The 21,363-nt window shown below is 75.6% G+C and carries 14 protein-coding genes; 5 read left to right on the forward strand and 9 right to left on the reverse strand.

Annotated elements, in window-relative coordinates; all coding sequences use genetic code 11:
* Positions 1-346 precede the first annotated feature (346 nt).
* From eccD to Cpa01nite_RS03620, 3 genes are read left to right on the forward strand one after another with little or no spacing between them, the layout of a single operon-like run.
* A complete protein-coding gene (gene eccD, locus Cpa01nite_RS03610; RefSeq protein ID WP_203667400.1) occupies positions 347-1,696 on the forward strand; it encodes a type VII secretion integral membrane protein EccD in 1,350 nt (449 codons plus the stop codon).
* 3 nt (positions 1,697-1,699) lie between these two features.
* A complete protein-coding gene (gene eccB / locus Cpa01nite_RS03615; protein WP_203667401.1) occupies positions 1,700-3,133 on the forward strand; it encodes a type VII secretion protein EccB in 1,434 nt (477 codons plus the stop codon).
* A complete protein-coding gene (locus Cpa01nite_RS03620) occupies positions 3,130-4,425 on the forward strand; it encodes a S8 family serine peptidase (RefSeq protein ID WP_203667402.1) in 1,296 nt (431 codons plus the stop codon). Before eccB ends, Cpa01nite_RS03620 begins: the two co-directional genes overlap by 4 nt.
* Positions 4,426-4,566: 141 nt before the next feature.
* Here Cpa01nite_RS03620 and Cpa01nite_RS03625 read toward each other — a convergent pair whose 3' ends face one another.
* Together Cpa01nite_RS03625 and rarD are read right to left on the reverse strand one after the other, a co-directional pair.
* Positions 4,567-11,604: an invasin domain 3-containing protein gene (locus tag Cpa01nite_RS03625; RefSeq protein ID WP_203667403.1), complete on the reverse strand. Its 7,038-nt coding sequence runs from the start codon at positions 11,602-11,604 to the stop codon at positions 4,567-4,569.
* Positions 11,605-11,689: 85 nt separating this feature from the next.
* Positions 11,690-12,670 carry an EamA family transporter RarD gene (gene rarD / locus Cpa01nite_RS03630; RefSeq protein WP_203667404.1) on the reverse strand — a complete coding sequence of 327 codons (981 nt, stop codon included), beginning with the start codon at positions 12,668-12,670 and terminating at the stop codon, positions 11,690-11,692.
* 137 nt (positions 12,671-12,807) lie between these two features.
* Here rarD and Cpa01nite_RS03635 point away from each other — a divergent pair, with 137 nt between their 5' ends.
* Complete coding sequence (locus Cpa01nite_RS03635) at positions 12,808-14,205, forward strand: FAD-dependent oxidoreductase (RefSeq protein ID WP_203667405.1); 1,398 nt, start codon at positions 12,808-12,810, stop codon at positions 14,203-14,205.
* Positions 14,206-14,311: 106 nt separating this feature from the next.
* Here the strand turns inward: Cpa01nite_RS03635 and Cpa01nite_RS03640 are convergent, their stop codons facing one another.
* The 3 genes from Cpa01nite_RS03640 to Cpa01nite_RS03650 are packed head-to-tail and all read right to left on the reverse strand — an operon-like array spanning position 14,312 to position 16,859.
* Positions 14,312-15,091: an amino acid ABC transporter ATP-binding protein gene (locus Cpa01nite_RS03640; protein WP_275406194.1), complete on the reverse strand. Its 780-nt coding sequence runs from the start codon at positions 15,089-15,091 to the stop codon at positions 14,312-14,314.
* Positions 15,088-16,002, reverse strand: a complete 915-nt coding sequence (locus Cpa01nite_RS03645; RefSeq protein ID WP_239068501.1) for an amino acid ABC transporter permease — start codon at positions 16,000-16,002, stop codon at positions 15,088-15,090. Before Cpa01nite_RS03645 ends, Cpa01nite_RS03640 begins: the two co-directional genes overlap by 4 nt.
* Positions 16,002-16,859, reverse strand: a complete 858-nt coding sequence (locus Cpa01nite_RS03650) for an ABC transporter substrate-binding protein (RefSeq protein WP_203667406.1) — start codon at positions 16,857-16,859, stop codon at positions 16,002-16,004. Before Cpa01nite_RS03650 ends, Cpa01nite_RS03645 begins: the two co-directional genes overlap by 1 nt.
* A gap of 117 nt (positions 16,860-16,976) precedes the next feature.
* Here Cpa01nite_RS03650 and htpX point away from each other — a divergent pair, with 117 nt between their 5' ends.
* Positions 16,977-17,849 carry a zinc metalloprotease HtpX gene (gene htpX, locus Cpa01nite_RS03655; protein WP_203667407.1) on the forward strand — a complete coding sequence of 291 codons (873 nt, stop codon included), beginning with the start codon at positions 16,977-16,979 and terminating at the stop codon, positions 17,847-17,849.
* A gap of 188 nt (positions 17,850-18,037) precedes the next feature.
* On the opposite strand, the gene Cpa01nite_RS03660 is transcribed toward htpX, so the two are convergent.
* The 4 genes from Cpa01nite_RS03660 to Cpa01nite_RS03675 are packed head-to-tail and all read right to left on the reverse strand — an operon-like array spanning position 18,038 to position 21,301.
* Complete coding sequence (locus tag Cpa01nite_RS03660) at positions 18,038-18,538, reverse strand: hypothetical protein (RefSeq protein ID WP_203667408.1); 501 nt, start codon at positions 18,536-18,538, stop codon at positions 18,038-18,040.
* Positions 18,517-20,025, reverse strand: a complete 1,509-nt coding sequence (locus Cpa01nite_RS03665; RefSeq protein WP_203667409.1) for an alpha/beta hydrolase family protein — start codon at positions 20,023-20,025, stop codon at positions 18,517-18,519. The genes Cpa01nite_RS03660 and Cpa01nite_RS03665 overlap by 22 nt, the downstream gene beginning before the upstream one ends.
* Positions 20,022-20,834, reverse strand: coding sequence for a hypothetical protein (locus tag Cpa01nite_RS03670; RefSeq protein ID WP_203667410.1), 813 nt, complete (start codon positions 20,832-20,834; stop codon positions 20,022-20,024). Before Cpa01nite_RS03670 ends, Cpa01nite_RS03665 begins: the two co-directional genes overlap by 4 nt.
* Positions 20,831-21,301, reverse strand: coding sequence for a WXG100 family type VII secretion target (locus Cpa01nite_RS03675; RefSeq protein WP_203667411.1), 471 nt, complete (start codon positions 21,299-21,301; stop codon positions 20,831-20,833). The genes Cpa01nite_RS03670 and Cpa01nite_RS03675 overlap by 4 nt, the downstream gene beginning before the upstream one ends.
* Positions 21,302-21,363 lie beyond the last annotated feature (62 nt).

A 21,363-nucleotide genomic window follows, 5' to 3' on the forward strand; every position in this document is an offset into this window, starting at 1 on the left:
CGTGACGTGCACCCCTGCGGCGCCGCCTGTGCCCGAGCTCACGTGACCCGGAACCGTTCGGCAGGCTAACCCACGGCTTCCTGTCAGGTCAGCCCAGATCACCCGCCCTGTGGACGACCACGCTGACTGGTGTCACGGATCACCCGTTCGGCCCAGTGGCGAGCGGGGATCTGTCACGCCGAGTCCGAAATGCCTGGCCCGCGGCCCTCCGCGCGGGGGACGGCCGAGCGGGTGCCCGTGCCCGGAGTCCACCCGGACGGCCGCGCCCGCCCGTGCGCCCCGCGGGCGGGACGGTCGTGCGTCGCTATGCTGACCGCCGACCTGCCCAGGGAGTACAGGGGACCCGATGACAGACGCACCCGCCGCCACGACGTCCGTGGGGACGCTCGTGCGGGTGTCGGTGACCGCAGGGGAGCGCCGCCTCGACCTCGGCATCCCGGGCGCCGTGCCGATGGCCGAGGTCGTGCCCGGGCTGGCCCGCGCGCTCGGCCTGCTCGACGCGAGCACCGCGCACGGCGGCTACCGCCTCGTGCGCGCCGACGGAACGCCGATCGACTCCGCGCGCAGCCTGCTGGCCGAGGGCGTGGAGGACGGCGCCGTGCTGACGCTCGAGTCGGGCGCCCGCCGCGACGCCGAGCGGATCTACGACGACGTCGTGGAGGCCGTGGCCGACGCGGTGGAGAACCAGTACGCCCCGTGGACGCCGCGCGACTCCGCGCTGAGCGCCGCGTGGGCCGCGGGCGCGCTGCTGCTGGCGGGCGCAGCCCTGCTGCTGGGCGCCGACCAGGACTCGCTCGTCCCGCCGGTCGTCGCCGCGCTGGCCGCCGCGCTGGCGCTGGTCGCGGGCGCCGTCGTCGGCCGGGTGGGCACCGAGCCCGCCGCGGGCCGGGTGCTGGTGCTGACCGCGCCGGTGCTCGCCGCGGTCGCCGGGCTCACCGCCGGGTCCGGCGCGCCGTCCTGGGGCTGGCCCGCCGCGCTCGCAGGCACCGGCGCCCTGGTGGCCGGCCTGCTCGGCATGCCGGCCCTGGTCGACCGCCGCGAGCTGAGCGCCGCGCCGCTGGCCGGGGGCCTCGCGCTCGCCGTCGCCGGCACCGCGATCGCGCTGACCGACGCGCGCCCGGGCGAGGTGCTCGCGGTCGTCGTCGCCGTCGTCGCCACCGCGAGCATCGGCGTGCCGTGGCTCGCGCTGTCCAGCACGCCGCTGCGCGTGGTGTCCCCGCGCAACGACGCCGAGATCCTCGCCGACCCGCCCGCCGTGCAGTCCGCGCGGGTGCGGGCGCAGCTCGCGGCCGGCCACCGCATCCAGGTCGCGCTGCGGGTCGCGATCGGCGTGCTCGCGCTGGTCGCCGCCCCCGCGGTGGTCGCGACCGGCGTCCCCGGCACCCTGCTGCTGGTCCTCGCCGCCGCGGGCCTGCTGCTCGCGACCCGGCAGACCTACTCGCGGCTCGACGTGCTGCTCACGGTCGGCCTGTCGGTGCTCCTGCTGGTCGTCGTGGCGGTCGTGGCCGCCGCGCAGCACCCGGGCTGGCGCCCGGCGCTCGTCGGCGTCGCGGGTGCCGCGGCCGCCGTCGTCGTCGGGCTCGGCCTGGTCGCCCCGCGCCGCCGGGTGGGCCTGGCGCGGCTCGGGGACTTCCTCGAGATCGCCTGCCTGGCGCTGCTGCTGCCCCTCGGCGTCACCGCGGCGGGCCTGGTCTGACCCGTGGCGTCCAAGCGCGATCTCGTCGAGGCGCAGACCTTCAGCCGGCGGCGCCTGCTCACCGCCTTCACCAGCGGCGCGCCCGGCGGCCGGGAGCTCGAGCCCACCAAGCCGCTGCGCGGCGTCGTCGCCGGCGTCTCGCTCTCCGTGCTGCTGGTGCTCGGCAGCCTCGGGTTCGGGCTGCTCAGCCCCACGCTGCCGAACGGCTGGGACGACCAGTCGCTGGTCATCGTCGAGGGCGACGGCAGCCGGTACGTCGGCATCCAGGGCACGCTGCACCCGGTGCTCAACGTGACGAGCGCGCGCCTGGTGCTCGAGTCCGGGTCGTTCCACGTGGTCGACGTCAGCGAGGACGACATCACGGACGCCCCGCGCGGCGCGACGATCGGCATCCCGGGCGCCCCGGACGAGCTCCCGCTCGCGAGCCGGCTGACCGCGACGGGCTGGCAGGCGTGCGTGGCCCCGGACGGCGGCACCGCGCTGACGATCGACCCCGATGCCCCCGCGCCGGTCGCCGACCCGGGCGCGGGCGCGCTCGTGGAGGCGGCGGGGACGCTCTACCTGGTCGCCGACGGCACCCGGCACCGCATCCCGGCCGCCGACGAGGCCGCCGTGCTGCGCGCGCTCGGGCTGGACACGGCCACGCCGATCACCGCGGGCGCCGACTGGCTCAACCTCGTCCCGGCCGGCTCCGACCTGGCGCCGCTCACGGTCGCCGGCGCGGACGCCCCCGCGCTGCCCGAGGGCGGGCTGCCGGTCGACACCCGGGTCGGCACGCTGGTCGAGGTGACCGGGGTCGGCGACGGCCAGCGCCGCTACGTCGTGGACGCGCGCGGCGAGCTCGCCCCGCTGTCCGAGCTGGCGTACCCGCTCTACCTGCTCGGCGCCGGCGAGCTCGCGGCCGAGCCGCTGCAGGTCACCGCCGCCGAGATCGCCGCGGTCCGCACCTCGACGACGCCCGTCGCCCCCGCGGACCTGCCCGAGACCGTCCCGACGCTCCCGGCCGCCGGCTCGACGGCGTGCGTGGTGCTGTCGACCGGCAGCGCCACGACCGACGAGCGCGTCGACCTCGTGCTCCGCGACGCCGCCGAGGTCGAGGCGGGTGTGCGCGTCGCTCCCGGCTCCGGGGCGCTGGTCCGCGCGCAGACGGCCGACGGCGCCGCGGCGACCGTGCGGCTGGTCGACGGCTCCGGGCGCGCCTACCCGGTCCCGGACGCGGGCGACGAGGTCCTGGCCCGCCTCGGCTACGCGGCCGACGACGTGACGCGCGTGCCGCCGGCGTGGGCCGACCTGCTGCCGACCGGCCCCGACCTGACCGTGGAGGCGGCCGCGACCGAGGTGTCCGGCGGGACCGCCGCCGCCGGGGTCGCGACCGACGCCGGAGGCGCGTCCGAGGCCGGGACCGCGTCCGAGGGCGCGGCCGCCGGGGACGCGTGACGGCCGTGCGCACCGCGCAGCCGCGCCGGACGCCGCGCCGGCGCCGCGTCCTGCTCGCGGGGCTGGCCGCCGCCCTGGTGCTGCCCGCGGGCGTCGGACCCGCCCTGGCCGGGCCCGCCCCGGGCCGGCTGCCCGCGGCCGCGACGACGCAGTGCACGCAGGAGAAGGCGCAGTACGTCGCCGACCCGCCGCCGGCCCTCGCCCGGCTCGCGGCCGAGCGGGCGTGGCAGAGCGCGACGGGCGCGGGCGTCCTCGTGGCGGTCGTCGACTCCGGCGTCGACCCCGGGAACCTGCACCTCGCCGAGGCGGTCGTGCCGGGGGTCGACCTGGTGGGCGTCGCCGGCGACCCCGCCGGGCGCACGGACACCGCCGGGCACGGCACCGCGGTCGCGGGGCAGATCGCCGCGCGGGCGCTGCCCCGCACGGCCGAGGTGGACTCCGGCGTCGTCGGCCTCGCCCCGGACGCGACGATCCTCCCGGTGCGCGTGTACTACGCGGACGACGACCAGGCCCGCGAGCAGGGCGTGGCGCCCGACGCGGGCCGGATGGCCGCGGGCATCGACGCGGCCGTGGCCGCGGGCGCCCGGGTCGTCAACGTCTCGATGAGCACCCCGAACGACACCCCCGCGCTGGAGCAGGCGGTCCAGCGGGCGACCGCCGCGGGCGCGCTGGTCGTGGCGAGCGCCGGCAACCGGAACACCAGCAGCGACGAGGCCGACGGCCCGCGCTACCCGGCCGCCTACGACGGCGTGCTCGCGGTGACCGCGGTCGACGTCGACGACCGGCCGTCCGCCGACGCCATCCACGGCCCGCACGTCGACGTCGCGGCGCCCGGCACCAACGTGCTCACGACCTTCCACGCGGCGGGCGACTGCATGCTGTCGGGCGAGGGCACGTCGACGAGCTTCGCCACGGCCTACGTCAGCGCCGCCGTCGCGCTGCTCGCCGAGCGGTACCCCGAGGAGACGCCCGCGCAGTGGGCGTACCGGCTCGAGGCCACCGCGGCCCGCACGCAGCCCGCCGAGCGCGACGACCAGGTCGGCTGGGGCGTCGTGCGGCCGGACGCGGCCCTGGGCTTCGTGGACGACGGCACGGCGCCCGGCCCCGTCAGCCCGGTCCACGACCGCGCCGACGCGCAGGCCGCCGACGTGCGGACTCTCGACGTGTCGCCGCGCGAGGACCCCCTGGCCGGGGCGCGCGCGGGTGCCGTGTGGTGGGGGATCGGCGGGACCGCCGCGGTGCTGCTCGCCGCGCTGGGCGCCCGCGTCGCCGGACGCCGCCGCCGGGGCTGACGCACCGGGGCCGGCCGTGCCGGGGCCGGCCGTGCCGGGGCCGGTGGCACCCGCCCCCGCTGGGCCGCGCGGGGGACGCACAGCACGGGGCCCTCCCGCAGATCGTCTGCGGGAGGGCCCCGTGCTGGTGCGGGTCGTGCGTCAGCTCTCGCTCACGTCCGTCCCGGTGACGCGGCTCCGCCGGGTCACGACCGCGCCCGCGGCGAGCAGGAGCAGCGCGACCAGGGCGGTGCCGGCGACGGACCAGCCCGTCGTCGCGAGCCACCCCGGGCCGGTGCCCGTGCCGGTGCCGGTGCCCGTGCCGGTCCCGGTCCCGCCGGTCTGGTCCCCGGCGCCGCCGCCACCGCCCGGGCCGGGGTCCGGGGAGGTGCCGGGACCGCTGCCGGGCGCGTGGAACGTGACCTGGATGCTGCCGGCCTCCGCACCGTCGACGGTGAACACGAACGTCCCGACGCCCGCGACGGTCGAGGTGACCGCCTGGGTGTAGGTGCCGTCGCCGTGGTCGACGACGCCGGCCGGGTCGAGGTCGCCGACGCCCTGCGCGGCGACCGTGACGTCGGCGCCCGTGACCGGGTCGCCGGCGCCGTCGACCAGGGTGATCGACAGCGTCGCCACGTCGGTGCCGTTCGCGACCACCGCGCTGCGGTCCACCGTGATCGTCCTCGTGCCCGGACCCGGCTCGGGCCCGGGGTCCGGGGGAGCGGGCTCGGTGAACCGCACCTGGGCCACGCCGACGACCGCGTCGCCGTCGACGGTGGCGGTGAAGGTGCCCACCCCCGCGACGGTCGAGGTGACCGCCCGGGTGTAGGTGCCGTCGCCGTGGTCCACCACGCCCTCCGGCGCCAGGTCGCCCGCGCCGTCCACCAGGACCGCCACGTCCGCCCCGGTGACCGGGTCACCTGCGCCGTCCGCCACGGTGACCGTCAGCACGGCGGCGTCCGTGCCGTCGGCGACGACCTCGGTCCGGTCGGCCGTGATCGTGGAGCTCCCCGCACCCGGGTCCGGTCCAGGGGCGCCGGGCTCGGTGAACACGACCTGCGCGGCGCCCAGCACCGCCCGCCCGTCCACCGTGAAGGTGAACGTGCCGATGCCCGCCACGGCCGAGGTGACCGCCTGGGTGTACGTGCCGTCGCCGTGGTCGACCACGCCGGCGGCGTCGAGGTCACCGACGCCCAGCACGGCGACCGCGACGTCCGCGCCCGTGACCGGGTCGCCCGCGCCGTCGGCGAGGGTCACGGTCAGGACGGCGGTGTCGGTGCCGTCGGCGACGACCTCGGTGCGGTCGACGGCGATCGTGCCGGTCACAGGCGCCGGCTCCGGCTCGGGCTCCGGACCGGGCTCCGTCCCGACCTCGGTGAACGTCACCGTGACGCTCCCGACCGGGTCGCCGTCGGCGGTGGCGGTGAAGGTGCCGACGCCCGCGACGGTCGAGGTGACCGCCTGGGTGTAGGTCCCGTCGCCGTGGTCGACCACGCCGGCCGGGTCGAGGTCGCCGACCCCGTCGACGGTCACCGCGACGTCGGCCCCCGTGACCGGGTCGCCGGCCGGGTCCGCCAGCGAGACGGTCAGCACCGCGGTGTCGGTGCCGTCGGCGACGACCTCGGTGCGGTCGGCGGAGACCGACCGCGTCCCGGGCTCGGGGCCCGGGTCCGGACCCGGGTCGGGCGCGGTGAAGGTGACCGTGACGCTGCCGATCGCCTCGCCGTCGACGGTGAAGGTGAACGTCCCCACCCCCGCGACGGTCGAGGTGACCGCCTGGACGTACCGGCCGTCACCGCGGTCCAGGACCCCCGCGGTGTCCAGATCACCGACCCCGTCCACGAGCACCGCCACGTCGGCGCCGACGACCGGGTCGCCGGCCGCGTCCCGCAGCGTCGCGGTGAGCAGCGCCCGCTGAGCGCCGTCGGCCGGCACCCGGAGGCGGTCGACGGTGATCGACCAGCTGCCCGGCCCGGGCTCCGGTCCCGGCTCGCTGCCGGGCTCGGTGAACGTCACCCGGACGGTGCCGATGACCTCGCCGTCCACCACGGCCGAGAACGTGCCGACGCCCACCGCGGTCGAGGTGACCGCCTGGGTGTAGGTGCCGTCGCCGTGGTCGGTGACGCCCTCGGGTGCCAGGTCACCGACCCCGTCCGTGAGGACGGCCACGTCGGCGCCGACGACCGGGTCACCGGCGCCGTTCGCGATCGTGATGGTCAGGACGGCGGTGTCGGAGCCGTCGGCGGCGACCTGGCTCCGGTCGGCCGCAATGGTCCTGCTGCCGGGCTCGGGGCCGGGTCCGGGCTCGGGAGCGGTGAAGGAGACCTGCGTGCTGCCGATCGCCTCCCCGTCGACGAGGAAGGTGAACGTCCCCACGCCCGCGACGGTCGAGGTGACCGCCTGGGTGTAGGTGCCGTCGCCGTGGTCGGTGACGCCGCCGGGAGCGAGATCGCCCACGCCGTCCACCGTGACCGCCACGTCCGCCCCGACGACCGGGTCGCCGGAGCCGGATGCGAGCGCGAGGCTCAGGACCGCGGTGTCGGTGCCGTCGGCGACGACCTCGGTGCGGTCGACCGCGATCGACCAGCTGCCCGGATCGGGCTCGGGTTCCGCACCGGGCTCGGTGAAGGTGATGCGGGCGGTGCCGATGGTCTCGCCGTCGACGGTGGCGGTGAAGGTGCCGACGCCCGCGACGGTCGAGGTGACCGCCTGGGTGTAGGTCCCGTCGCCGTGGTCGGCGACGCCCCCGGGTGCGAGGTCGCCCACGCCCTCGACGGTCACGGTCACGTCGGCGCCGGTGACCGGGTCGCCGGCCCCGTCCGCCAGGGCCACCGTCAGGACTGCGGTGTCGGTGCCGTCGGCGACGACCACGGTGCGGTCGGCGGCGATGGACCGGGTGCCGGGCTCGGGTCCCGGGTCGGGCCCGGGCTCGGGCTCGGTGAAGGTGATCTGGGCGGTGCCGATGGTCTCGCCGTTGACGGTGGCGGTGAAGGTGCCCACCCCCGCGACGGTCGAGGTGACCGCCTGGGTGTAGGTCCCGTCGCCGTGGTCGGTGACGCCGTCGGGGGCGAGGTCGCCCACGCCCTCCGCCGTGATCGCCACGGCGGCGCCGGTGACCGGGTCTCCTTCACCGTCGGCGAGGGAGACGGTCAGGACCGCGGTGTCGCTGCCGTCGGCGACGACCTCGGTGCGGTCGGCGGCGATGGACCGGGTGCCGGGCTCGGGTCCCGGGTCGGGCCCGGGCTCCGGCTCGGTGAACGTGACCTGGACGCTGCCGACGGTCTCGCCGTCGACGGTGGCGGTGAAGGTGCCCACGCCCACCGCGGTCGAGGAGGCCGCCTGGGTGTAGGTGCCGTCGCCGTGGTCGGTGACGCCCTCGGGCGCGAGGTCGCCCACGCCGTCCGCCGAGATCGCCACGTCGGCGCCGGCGACCGGGTCGCCGGCCCCGTCCGCGATCGTCACGGTCAGCACGGCGGTGTCGGTGCCGTCGGCGACGACCTCGGGCCGGTCGACCGCGAGCGACCAGCTCCAGGGCTCCGGCTCGGGCTCGATCACCGGCTCCGTGAACGTGATCTGGGCGGTGCCGGTGCTCGCCTCGCCGTCCACGACGGCCCGGAACGTGCCGACGCCGGCGACCGTCGAGGTGACCGCCTGGGTGTACAGGCCGTCACCCCGGTCGACGACGCCCGCCCCGTCGAGGTCGCCGACGCCGTCGGCCTCGATCGCGACGTCCGCCCCCTCGACGGGGTCGTCCGCGAGGTCCACGACCCGGACGGTCAGCGTGGCGGCGTCCGTGCCGTCGGCCACGACCGCCGCCCGGTCCGTGCTGATCGCCACGACGACGCCCTCGACCGGGCCGGGGTCGACGCCCGGCGCGACGAACGTCAGCTGCGCGCCCTGCTGCAGCCGCACGCCGTCGGCCTCCACCAGGAACAGCCCGGCACCCGCGACGGTCGAGGTGATCTCCTGCGTGTAGGTGCCGTCGCCGTGGTCGACGACCTCGCCCTGCAGGTCGCCCACCGTGATGCGCTGGAGCCGGACGTCGGCACCCGCCACCGGGTGACCCGAGCTGCTCAGCAGCGTGATGGTGGCGGTGGCGGACTCGGTCCCGTCGGCGACGATCCGGTCGGGGTCGACGGTGACCGTCGACGCCGCCGGGTCCACCGGCCCCGGCACGAACTCGATCTCGACGGTGTCGGCGCCGGACTCGCCGTCGACCCGGAACCCGAACGTGCCCGTCCCGAGGTCGGCGGACGACACCTGCTGGGTGTAAGTGCCGTCGCCGTGGTTGCTCACGGACCCGAGGAGCGAACCCGGCCCCGAGACGGTGATCTCGACGTCGGCCCCCGCGACCGGGTTGCCGAGGACGTCCGCCACCTCGACGGTGAGGGTGGCCGTGTCGGTCCCGTCGGCGAGGACGGTGGTCCGGTCGGCCGTCAGCGTCCCGGTCGATGCGGCGACCTCGCCTGGGTCGAACCCGACCCGGACGGAGCTCACGCCCTCCTGGCCGTCCACGGTGTAGTAGAACGTGCCGTTCCCGGCGGTCGTGGAGCGGACCTGCTGCGTGTAGGTGCCGTCGCCGTGGTTCTGCACCCCGGCGGGGTCCAGGACCCCGACCCCGTCGCGCTCGATCACCACGTCGGCGTCGAGCATCGGCAGGCCGGCGTCGTTGATCGCGGTCACCGTCAGCGTCGCCGTGTCCAGGCCGTCCGCGACCACGCGGGCCCGGTCGGTCGTGAACGATCCGGCCTCGAGGTCGACCGGGAGCCGGCGGAAGTCGACCTCGCGCGTGCCGGGGACGGCGTCGCCGCCGACGGTGGCGCGGACGGTGGCGGTGCCGTGCTGCTCGGAGACGACCGTGGCCCGGTAGGTGCCGTCCCCCAGGTCCGCGACGGCCCCGAGCGTGCGACCCACGCCCGACACCGCGACCTCGACGTCCGCCCCGAGCACGGGGTGCCCGCTGGCGTCCCGGACGGCGACGGTGACCGCCGCCTCGTCGACCCCGTCCGCGTCGACCTGCGTCCGGTCCACGTCGAGCGACGAGGTGCTCGCGTCGGCCGCTCCCGCGACGAACTGCACGTGCGCGCGCCCGGGGGCGTCGACGTCGTTCACCGAGAACCGGAACGTCCCGGTGCCCAGGGCGAACGACGACACCCGCTGCGTGTACGTGCCGTCGCCGTGGTCGTGCATGACCTCCGCGGCGAGGTCGCCGACGCCCTCCGCGAAGACCCGCACCGTCGCGCCCGCCACGGGCGCGAGGGCCTTGCCCGTCAGGCGGACGGTCAGCACCGCGTCCTGGGAACCGTCCGCCACGACCTGCGTCGCGTCGGCGCTGATCGCGGCGGCGACCGAGTGCACGACGGTCGGGGTGGTCGTGGGCACCGCGGTGACACCGGTGGCGGCCAGCTCGTCGGTGATGCCGTTCGTGACGACGGCCCGGTAGCAGAGCTCGCTGCCGACGTGCCCGACGGACGTGAGCTCGCTGCGCGTGCTCCCGGGCGCCGAGACGGTGGTCGGGGTCGTCGTCTCGGAGACCGAGAGGCTGGACGAGCCCCCGGGCAGGGTGAGCCAGTCGGAGTTGCACGAGCCCGTGGCGCTGGTCGTGGCCTGCTGCCACGTGATGGCCGGCGCCTCGTCCCCACGACCCTCGGCGGCCAGCGTCCACGGGGTGCCGACGACCGCCGTCGTGGCGGTCGGCGGCGCGGCGGTGATCTCGGCGAGGCTGCCGTACCGGTAGTACCCGTGCCGGGTGCCGTCGACCGTCACGGCGTAGGTGCCACCGCGGGACACCGGCGGGGTGACGAACGTGAGCGTTCCCCCCTCCCAGCGCACGTCCGTCGCGGGCACGTCGCCGACCAGCACCTCCGGGACGTACACCGGCACGTTCCCGACCGGCAGCGCGAACGGGCTCGTCCGCGGGGACGTGGTGCCGTCGCCGACCTCGCCGTAGAGGTTGAACCCCCACGTGTAGGGCAGGCCGTCGGCGGTGAGCGCGACCGACCAGTTCTCCCCGGCCTCGACCTCGACGAACGCGGTGGAGCCGGCGACGCGGGTCGGCGCGAGGTTGCGGGTGTTCGTGACGCCGGTGCCGCCCTCACCCCGGGTGTTCCCGCCCCAGGACCGCGTCGAGCCGTCGGTAGCGACCCCCAGCGTGTGGAGGAGGCCTGCCGCGACGTCGGTGAAGCGCAGGTCACCCTGGACGGCGACCGGCGCGTTCTTCCCGGTGATGTTGTAGCTGCCGTCGCCGAGCTGGCCGTTGTTGCCGGAACCCCAGGCGTAGCCCAGGCCGGCGGGCGTCCGCGCGACGACGAACCGGGTGCCGACGTCGATCTGCGCGAACGTCAGGCCACCGACGACCGCGGTGGGCGAGGTGAGGTACTGCGTGCTCCCCGAGCTCTGCCCCACGCCGAGCTGGACGTAGTTGTTGAGTCCCCAGCTGTACGCTGCTCCCGCGGTCGTCAGGCCCACCGTGTACCGGTCGCCGGCCCCCACGCTCTGGAACCGGAGTGACGTCGGGACCCGCACGGGCAGCGGGCGGTCCGTCGTCGACCCGTCGCCGAGCTGGCCGGAGCTGTTCGCACCCCAGGCGTACAGCTCGCCCCTGTCGGTGAGCGCGAGCGAGTGGCTCGTGCCGGCGGCGACGGCGACGAAGGTGAGTCCTGTGGGCAGCTGGACCCGGCGCGGGGTGAGGGTCGCGGCCTGGGAGGGGTTGTCCATGATCCCCAGTGCGCCGTCCCCGACCCAGCCCCAACCCCACACCTCGCCCTCGGTCGAGATGGCGAGCGAGTGCCGCCCGCCCGCTGAGATCTGGGTGAAGCGCAGCTCCTCGCCGTTGAAGCGCACGGGTACCGGGACGGTGGCGTTGGTCGTGGTGCCGTCCCCGACCTGGCCCGCGGTGTTCCAGCCCCAGCCGTAGGCGACGCCGTCCGGGGTCAGCGCGAGACCGTGGTGGGATCCCGCCGACACCTGCGCGAACACCGTCCGCTGGACGTCGGGCAGGCTGAGGGTCTGCCCGCCCGTCGTGGGACTGCTGCCCAGGAGCGCGTTGGGATCCGCGACGGCGGGCGTCGACGCGACGACCGCGCCGACGCCGGCGAGGAGCGCGGCGAGCAGCCACGCGATCAGGCGGCGCGGTGCCCGCACCGCTGCGGCGGGTGTTCGAGGCGCACGGGGGCGCGCGTGCAGAGGAATGGGGTTCATGCGCCCGATACTCATGAGTATCGACCGCGTCGGTGGGGGCCCAAGGTCCTTGAGTGGTCCCCCTAGCCCGGGGGATCGGCGGGACCTAGGTCCGGTCCGCGACCGCCGGCCGGAGCCGCTGCGCCCGCTGCGCCCGCACCCCGTCGATGGTCAGCAGCACTAGCGCGACCCACACCAGGCCGAAACCCCACCACCGCGCGGGCGGCATCGTCTCGCCGAGGACGGCCACCCCGATCAGCAGCTGCAGGACCGGCGCGAGGTACTGCAGGCTGCCCACGACGCTGAGCGGCAGCCGGCGCGCGGCCTCGCCGAACAGGAGCAGCGGCAGCGCGGTCGCGATGCCCGTCCCCGCCAGGGCCAGCGCGTGCCAGGTGCCGGTCGCGGTGAAGGTCGAGCCGCCCGTGACGCCGAGCCAGATCAGGTAGCCCGCGGACATCGGCGCCAGGACCAAGGTCTCGGCGGCGAGCCCGGGCGCCGCGGCGACGCTCCGCCCGACCCGGTTCTTCAGCAGCCCGTACACGCCGAACGACCCGGCCAGCGTCAGGGCCACCCACGGCAGCCGCCCGAGGCCGACGGTGATGACCACGACCGCCGCCACGCCGAACCCGAGCGCGACCCACTGCGTCCGGCGGAGCCGCTCGCGCAGCACGAGCACCGCGAGCAGCACGGTGACGAGCGGGTTGATGAAGTAGCCGAGCGCCGCGTCGACCACGTGCCCGCCGAGGGCGGCGAACACGAACGTCAGCCAGTTCACCGCGAGCAGCACGGACGCCGCCGCGACCAGCGCCATCGTGCGGCGGGACCGCAGCACCCCGCGGAACGCGCGCCAGGTGCGCGTCGCCGACAGCACGGCCGCGCAGAAGATCAGCGACCACAGCACCCGGTGCGCCACGACCTCGACCGCGCCGGACGGCTTGAGCAGCTCGAAGTACAGCGGCAGCACGCCCCACAGCAGGTAGGCGCCCGTGCCGGCGGCGAGTCCGCGCGGGTCGAGGGCGCCGGTGGCGGCGGGGGCACGGGTGTCGGTGGCGGTGGCCGGCGACGGGGTGGCGGACGGGGTGCTCACGGACCGACGCTAGCGCCGCCCGCCGACGCGCACCGGCACCGGTCGGACCTCGCGCGGGGATCGGCAGGATGTCGCGCCGGATCGGCAGAGGTTAGGGCGTCCTACACTGGTCGGCGACCCCGAAGGAAGGCACCTGCGTGACCTCGAACCGCCCCGTCCGCGTCGCCGTCGTCGGTGCCGGCCCCGCCGGCATCTACGCGTCGGACATCCTCAGCCGCTCGGGCCTGGACGTGTCCATCGACCTGATCGAGCGCCTGCCCGCGCCGTTCGGGCTGGTCCGGTACGGGGTCGCGCCCGACCACCCGCGGATCAAGCAGATCATCGTGGCGCTGCACAAGGTGCTCGAGCGCGGTGACATCCGGCTGATCTGCAACGTCGACTACGGCGTCGACCTCAAGCTCGAGGACATGCGCCGGCACTACGACGCGGTCATCTTCGCGACGGGCGCGATCAAGGACGCCGACCTGCCGATCCCGGGGATCGACCTGGACGGCTCGTACGGCGCGGCCGACTTCGTGTCCTGGTACGACGGCCACCCGGACGTCCCGCGCACCTGGCCGCTCACCGCGCAGCACGTCGCGGTGCTCGGGGCCGGCAACGTGGCGCTCGACGTCGCCCGCGTCCTCGCCAAGCACGCCGACGACCTGCTGCCGACGGAGGTGCCGCAGAACGTCTACGACGGCCTCAAGGCCAGCCCGGTCACGGACGTGCACGTGTTCGCGCGCCGCGGGCCGGCGCAGGCCAAGTTCTCCCCGCTGGAGCTGCGCGAGCTCGGCCACGTGCCGGACGTCGACGTCGTCGTGTACCCGGAGGACTTCGACTTCGACGAGGGCTCGATGGCCGCCATCCACTCGTCGAACCAGACCAAGCAGGTCGTCAAGACCCTCACCGACTGGACGCTGAAGGACCCGGAGGAGCTGACGGCGAGCCGCCGGATCCACCTGCACTTCCTGCACAAGCCGGTCGAGGTGCTGGGCGAGGACGGCAAGGTCGTCGGGCTGCGCACCGAGCGCACCGCGCTGGCCGGCGACGGCAGCGTCGCGGGCACCGGGCAGATGCACGACTGGCCCGTGCAGGCCGTCTACCGTGCGGTCGGCTACTTCGGGTCGCCGCTGGTGGACGTGCCGTTCGACGAGGCCAAGGGTGTCATCGCCAACCGCGAGGGGCGGGTCGTGGACGTCGACGGCGAACCGGTGCCGGGCGTCTACACCACCGGCTGGATCAAGCGGGGCCCGGTCGGCCTCATCGGGCACACCAAGTCCGACGCGAGCGAGACGATCCGGCACCTCGTCGAGGACGCCGGCGACGTCGCCGAGGCCGGCAACCCGTTCCTGTCGGCCGCCGAGCCGGACCCGCAGGCCGTCGTCGACTTCCTGACCGCGCGCGGCGCCCGCCCGATCCACTGGGCCGGCTGGGAGCTGCTCGACGCGTACGAGCGGGCGCTCGGCGAGCCGCACGGGCGCGAGCGGGTGAAGGTCGTGCCGCGCGAGGACATGGTGCGGATCGCGCTGGCCGAGGCGGCCGGCGAGGCCTGACCCGGCCCGGTCACCGATCCGTCGAGTGGAAGATCCGGCCCGACACGCCGAGGTGTGTCGGGCCGGATCTTCCACTCGCCCCCCGTCCCGGAGCCGGAGCGCCGGGTCAGCCCGTGAAGCGGCGGAGGAACTCCTGCGTCCGGGGCTCCCGCGGGTCGACGAGCACCTGCTCCGCCGGCCCGCGCTCCAGGATCCGGCCGTGGTGCAGGAAGCACACCTCGTCGGCCACGTGCCGCGCGAACGCCATCTCGTGCGTCGCGACGACCATCGTCGTGCCCTCGTCCTTGAGCTCGCCGAGCAGGTCCAGCACCTCGCCGACCAGCTCGGGGTCGAGTGCGCTCGTGACCTCGTCGAGCAGCATGAGCGCCGGCTGCGTGACCAGCGCCCGGGCGATCGCCACGCGCTGCTGCTGGCCGCCGGACAGCTCGTCGGGGAACGCCTGCGCCTTGGCGCCGAGGCCGACCCGCTCCAGCATCGCCGCGGCCCGCTCGCGCGCCTCCTTCTTCCCGACCTTGTGCACGAGGCGCGGTGCCAGTGTCACGTTGTCCAGCACGCGCAGGTGCGGGAACAGGTTGTAGGCCTGGAACACCATGCCGATCCGGGCGCGCACGGCGTTGGCGTCGACGCGCGGGTCGGTGACCTCCTGGCCGGCGACCTCGATGACGCCGTCGTCGACCTCCTCGAGCAGGTTGACGCAGCGCAGCAGGGTCGACTTCCCGGAACCCGACGCGCCGATCAGCACGACGACCCTGTGCTCGGCGACGTCCAGGGACAGGTCGTCGAGCACGACGTGGTCGCCGAACGCCTTGCGGACCCGGTCGACCCGCAGCAGCGGCGACCCCGCGGGGACGACGTCGGGGGTGGCGCTCGCGGCGGGGCCGGTCACCGGAGGGCCCCCGCCCCGGCCAGCCCGCTCTGCGAGCCGAGCCAGCCGCCGCGCCGCGCGAGCGCGTCGGTGAACCGGGTGAGCGGGATGGTCAGCAGCACGAACAGGACCCCCGCGACGACGTACGGCGTGAAGTTGGCGTAGGCGGCGGTCTGGATCTGCGCCGCGCGCACGGCGTCCACGGCGCCGAGGATCGAGATCAGGCCCGAGTCCTTCGACAGCGACACCAGGTCGTTGAGCAGCGGCGGGATCACCCGGCGGATCGCCTGGGGGAGCACGACGTGCCGCATGGTCTGGCCGCGCGTGAGGCCGAGCGACCGCGCCGAGGCGATCTGCGACGGGTGCACCGACTCGATGCCCGCGCGGAACACCTCGGCCACGTACGCCGAGTAGGTCAGCACGAGCGCCAGCCCGCCGAGCACGACCGCCGACGTCGGGATGCCCTGCAGCCGCAGCCCGGGCAGGCCGAACCCGACGAGCAGCAGCACGAGGATCAGCGGCAGCCCGCGGAACACGTCGACGTACCCGGTGGCGAGCGCGCGCAGCGGGAAGAACGCCGGGCCGCGCAGCGTGCGCGCCAGGGCCAGCAGGAGCGCCACGACCACGATCAGCACGGCGCAGACGGCCATCACGCGGACGTTGAGCCACAGCCCCTCGAGCACCTTGGGCAGCGACGCCCAGGCGACCTCGGGGTCGAGGAACGACTGCCGGACGCGCGGCCAGCCGGGCGAGCTCACCAGCCCGAGCACCGCGACCGCGGCCACCACGACCGTGCTGACCAGCGCGATCAGCGTCGAGCGGCGGGTCTGGCCGCGCCGATACGCGTCGCGCTCGCGCTGCCGCTCGGACGGCACCCACGCGGGGCGGGCGCCGTCCGGCGTCACGGCGGGGTCCACGGGGACCGCGGGCACTACTGCAGGACCGGCGCGCCGGCCGCGTCGGTGAGCCACTGCGACTCGAGGTCGGCGAGCGTGCCGTCCTCGCGGAGCGCGTCGACCGCCTCGGTGACCGGCTCGGTCAGCGCGGAGTCCTTGTCGAGCACGAGGCCGAACTGGTCGGCGTCCGCCTCGTCGTCGGCGGGCAGCTGGCCGATCAGGATGCCGCCGTCGAGCTCGGCCGCAGTGATGTAGAGCGCCGTCGGCAGGTCGACGACGACCGCGTCGACCAGGCCCGCCTGCAGCGCCTGCTTCACCTGGTCGTTGTCGTTGAACACCTGGATGTCGGTGCTCGGGTCGATCGCGGCCTCGGCGGTCGTCAGGCTGGTGGTGCCCACCATGGCGCCGAGCTTGAGGTCCTTCAGGTCGGCGAGCGAGGAGGCGTCGGCGGCCGCGGTGCCCTCGACGGTCACGACCGCCTGCGCGGTGTCGTAGTACGACGACGAGAAGTCGAGGTTCTCCGCGCGCTCGGGGCTGATCGACACCTGGTTGATCGCGAAGTCGAACGACTTCGCGCCCGGGGCGATGATCTGGTCGAACGTGACCGGCACCCACTCGACCTGGTCCTCGGCGTAGCCGAGCTGCTGGGCGACCGCGTAGGCCACGGCGGACTCGAAGCCCTCGCCGTTGGTCGGGTCGTTGTCGACGACCCACGGCTCGTAGCCGGGGTCGGACGTGCCGATCGTCAGCATGCCGTCGGTCAGGGTGTCGAGCGCGCCGTCGGTGGCGGCGGACTCGGACGCGCCGGCAGCCGGCTCGTCGTCGACGGGCGCACACGCCGCGAGCGCCAGGGCGCTCGCAGCGGCCAGGGCAAGGATGCGGACGGTACGCACGGTGTCTCCTCGGGGGACGTCGGGGTGTGCGGGGTCAGGGTAGGGGAACTGCGCGGCGGCCTGCGGCGTTGTCTGGAGCGCGGGACGAGTTGTCGGCCGCGGCGAGGAAGGACGCACATGGGTCACCGGCACTACAACGGCCTCAAGACGGCGCTGCTGTTCGGCGTGCTCTGGGCCGTGCTGCTCGGCATCGGCGCCTTCGTGGCGAACGGACGGTTCATCTTCCTGTTCGCCCTCGCGGGCCTCGCGATGACCGCGTACTCCTACTGGAACTCCGACAAGATCGCGATCCGCGCCATGCACGCGCGGCCGGTGTCGGAGATCGAGCAGCCCGCGATGTACCGGATCGTCCGCGAGCTCTCGACCGCCGCGCGCCAGCCGATGCCCCGTCTGTACGTGTCGCCGACCGCGGCGCCGAACGCGTTCGCCACCGGGCGCAACCCGCGCAACGCGGCGGTCTGCTGCACCGAGGGCATCCTGCAGATCCTCGACGAGCGCGAGCTGCGCGGCGTGCTCGGCCACGAGCTCATGCACGTCTACAACCGCGACATCCTCACGTCGTCGATCGCGGCGGCGGTGGCCGGCGTCATCACGTCGGTCGCGCAGTTCGCCCTGTTCTTCGGCGGCGGCGACCGCGAGCGCGGCGGCAACCCGATCGCCGCGCTGCTCATGGTGTTCCTCGCGCCCGTCGCCGCGACGCTCATCCAGCTCGCCATCAGCCGGACCCGCGAGTACGACGCCGACGAGGACGGCGCGGCGCTCACCGGCGACCCGCTCGCCCTGGCCTCGGCGCTGCGCAAGCTCGAGCGGGGCACCGCCGCGCGGCCGCTGCCGCAGGAGCGCGACCTGGTCGACGTGTCGCACCTGATGATCGCGAACCCGTTCAAGGGCGCCGGCATCGGCCGGATGTTCGCGACGCACCCGCCGATGGGGGACCGGATCCAGCGCCTGGAGCGCATGGCGGGCTACGGCGGCGTCGAGCGGTACTGAGCCTGCGCGACCGGGCGGGTGTCCGGTCCGATCCCGCGCGGTGCCGCGACGAGATAGGGCCTTCGCGCCGAGATAGGGCCTGAGATGGTCCTACCTCGGCGGGAGGGTCCTATCTCGGCTGTGCCGCAGGACCGTGCGCGGAGCCCGGCGACGGCGTCGGCCGCAGCGCCGTGCGGGTCGCGGCACCGTCACGGTGTGCGGCCCGGGGTGGACGCAGCCGTGGCCCCACCCGTCGGCTGGTCGAGCGAGGGCGGCGTGCACGGCCGCGGGCTCGCCGAGGGCTGCGGGCGTGCCGGTCGCGGGCCGTACCGCTCACCCAGGGGCGTCTCGCCGACGAGGTCCTCGGCACGCACCGAGGTGCTGCCCTGCACCACCTCGACGGCGCGGAGCGAGGTGTCCCGGCGGCCTTGGTAGAGGACGGCGAGCGTCTCGTCGAGCACGCACAGCGGGTCGGCGTCGGCCTCGGCGACAACGGTGCCCATGTACGCGGGCGTGTTGCCGAAGTTCAGCTCCCACTTGAGGTCGGCGTCCCTGACACCGGGCAGCGCCGTCACCTGTGCGAAGAGGACGTCGTCCGGGACGGACGCGTTCCGGGAAGAAGCTGTCCCGCACCCGACCAGCGCGATCGCTACCGCAGAAGCCAACGTCGCCGTCATCCCGACGCGCTTCACGGTGTCGTCACGTCCCACCGCGTCGTCGTGCCGCCGTGCTGGAAGAAGGACTGCTGCTGGTCGAGCCACGCCCGGACCGAGCCGTCCGTCGATGAGTCGACGAGGGCACCCGTCTCCGCGTAGAGGCCGGTTCCGTGCGCCGCACCCACGTCACGGGGGACGACCGGTTGTGCGGCATCCGGGTTCTCCGGGTCGGTCGGCCTGGTCATCTGCGACAGGTCTCGTCCGACGGTGACCCAGCTGGACCGGTCCGGGTTCTCGCGTCCGTCGAGCATCGGCACGGCGTCCTGCTCGTGCTCCAACGAGAGCACCGACACGGACGCGGGGATGTCGAAGCGGGCGATGGGAGAGCCACCGGTGACGACGGCCCGCACGTCGTACCGGTCGCGGAACAGCGGGTCCGAGGCGAGCGACGCGGCCGTCATCCCGCCCTGGCTGTGACCCGTGAGCATCACCCGGTCCCCTGCACCGACGCCGGCGGCGCGCATCGCTTCCTGGACCTGGTGGTTCATGTGGGTCGACTCGCCCGCCATGAGGCGGAGGTTCGTCGTGACGTCGACCGGGTTGTCGGCCCGGATGGGATCCCACGGCTGGGTACCTGGAATCTGCACGATCCACGACGAGGTCCCGTCAGGCTGGGTCACCTGGGTGATCTGGACCTGGCCCCAGTTCTCCACCTGTCCGATGCTGTTCTGCTCCTCGAAGATCTGCGCGACCGAGCGCGGCGCATGGCCGCTGAAGTCGCCCTCGACCCGCCGGACGCCGATCTCCCCGGTGTCCTGGAACATGCCGAAGAAACCGCCGGCGTTCACCAGCCCTCCGACCGCGTCCTCGTACGACCCGGTCGGCCACTGCCCGCCGGACAGCACGTACGGCACGGTCACCCCGCCGAGCGGTCCCCCGAGCAGAGTCCCCAGCGACCAGGTCGTCCCCTGCACCATGCCCGGCGCCATGCCGGTCAGGCGCTCCAGCAGCCACGGGTTGTCGTAGAGCCCGCCCATGACCGCGCCGGGCGCCTGCCGGAGGTCGACGTCGCGCGCGAGCAGGACGAGCGCCGGCCAGTTCACCGGGTTCGACACCGCGGACATGCCGAGACCGAGGGCGACGACCGTGCCGCCCGCCGCCAGGAACGGCAGCGCCGCCCCGAGCGTGAACCCGGCGGCGTTCTGCAGCGCCTCCAGCACGCGCTGCTGCGTGGCGTCGACGAACTCGTACGTCGTCGCCGACGCGCGCAGCACCACGGCGGTGCCCTCGAGCTGGGTGCTCACCACGAGCAGCCCGTTCACCCCGATCGTCGCCGCCGCGACGGAGCCGGCGACGGCCGCGACCTCCCCGGGGCAGAGCAGCGTCGCGACCGTGACGTCCGGGTGCACGGCGACGGCCGCGACGGACCCGCTCCACCGCCGGACGTCGTCGCCCGCGGCGTCGAGCAGCCCGGCCTCGGAGCGCAGGTCCTGCAGGCGCGCGCCCATCCCGCCGGCGCCGCCGCTCACGCTGATGCTCACGCGTCGCCCTCCGTCGTCGTCGCGGTCGTGAACCGGCCGGTCAGGTCGTAGAGCAGTGCGGCCCGCACGTCCTCGCGGCTGCGCGGGGTGTGCACGACGTGGCCGTCGGCGGTGCGGGTGAGCTCGACCCAGCCGGCGTCCGTCCGGAGCAGGCTGAGCGTCGAGACGTCCGCGCGGCCGCGGCTCGCCACGGACACGACCAGGCTGCCGTCGGTGCCGCGCACGGCCGCCTCGACCACCGCGGGCGGCCCGTCGGTGCCGAGCTCGGCGCACAGGGCGTCGACGGTGGTCGTGTCGCCGGTGCGGATCGCCTGGGCGAGCGCGATGGGCAGCTCCTCGGGGACGGTCGCCGGGTCGGCGACCACGCGGACCGGCGCCGCGGGGACGTGCCGCAGCACCTCGTCGACGAGCCGCGAGGTGGGGAAGGCGCTGACCTCCACGCCCGGGCGCGGGGCGGTGCCCGCCAGACCGCCGCCGGGGACGACGTCGACGCCGCGGGCGAGGCCGGAACCGGCGTCCGCGTCGGACCACAGCACGGCGAGCAGCGCCCGCTCGCCCGCGGCGGCGGCCACCTCGACGGCGACCAGCGCGGCGGCACCGCCCTCGACCGCCGCACGGAGCACGGGGTCGACGCCGCCGGGCGCCTCGGCGTCGTCGGCCGGGGGTGCGACGGCGGACCCGTCGCGGTCGACGGGGAGCACCCCGGCCCACCCGGGCAGCCCTGGCACGCCCGCGCTCGCCGCGGCCCACTCCTGCTCGCCGAGCCGGGCCCGGAGCGCGCCGTCCACCGGCGCGAGCGTGGCGGTCACCCGATCCTCCCGATGCGGTCGGCGACGCTGGACCAGTCGGGGGAGCCGGGGGTGGGCAGACCGCCGGCGACGGTGCCGAGCACCCCGCGGGCGGCGTCCCGGGCGGCCCGCTCCGCTCCGCTCAGCACGTCGTCGGCCAGGTCGCCCAGCCGCCCGACGGTGCGGCGGGCGTCGTCGAGGCGGTCCTCGACGAACTGCATCGCCCGCCGGATCGCCGCCTGCCGGGCCTCGAGCTCGTCGGCGAGCCGCTCGAGCGCGGCGGCCGTGCCGAGCAGCTCGTCCCGCGCAGCCGCCACCCGCTGCGCGTGCTCGGCGAGGCGCTCGCGGTACCGGTCGGCGGCGACGCCGACCCACTCGACGCCCGAGCCCGCGCGCACGCGGTCGCCCGTGCGAGCCACCTCCTCGGCGGTCGCGCGCAGCCGTCGCGCGTGCTGCCGGATCGCCTCCGGATCTCCGCCTGCCGTCATGGTGCTCGATGGAACCAGACGTCAGCGACCCGGCGACACCCCGTCCGTGCACCTGTGGACGA

Origin of the sequence: Cellulomonas pakistanensis (assembly GCF_016862755.1) — a bacterium.
GTDB lineage: Bacteria > Actinomycetota > Actinomycetes > Actinomycetales > Cellulomonadaceae > Cellulomonas > Cellulomonas pakistanensis.

Excerpts from the sequence above, each read along its gene's own strand:
- eccD (WP_203667400.1), top strand. The coding sequence starts at position 347 with ATGACAGACGCACCCGCCGCCACGACGTCCGTGGGGACGCTCGTGCGG.
- Cpa01nite_RS03625 (WP_203667403.1), bottom strand. The coding sequence starts at position 11,604 with ATGAACCCCATTCCTCTGCACGCGCGCCCCCGTGCGCCTCGAACACCC.
- htpX (WP_203667407.1), top strand. The coding sequence starts at position 16,977 with ATGGGTCACCGGCACTACAACGGCCTCAAGACGGCGCTGCTGTTCGGC.
- Cpa01nite_RS03675 (WP_203667411.1), bottom strand. The coding sequence starts at position 21,301 with ATGACGGCAGGCGGAGATCCGGAGGCGATCCGGCAGCACGCGCGACGG.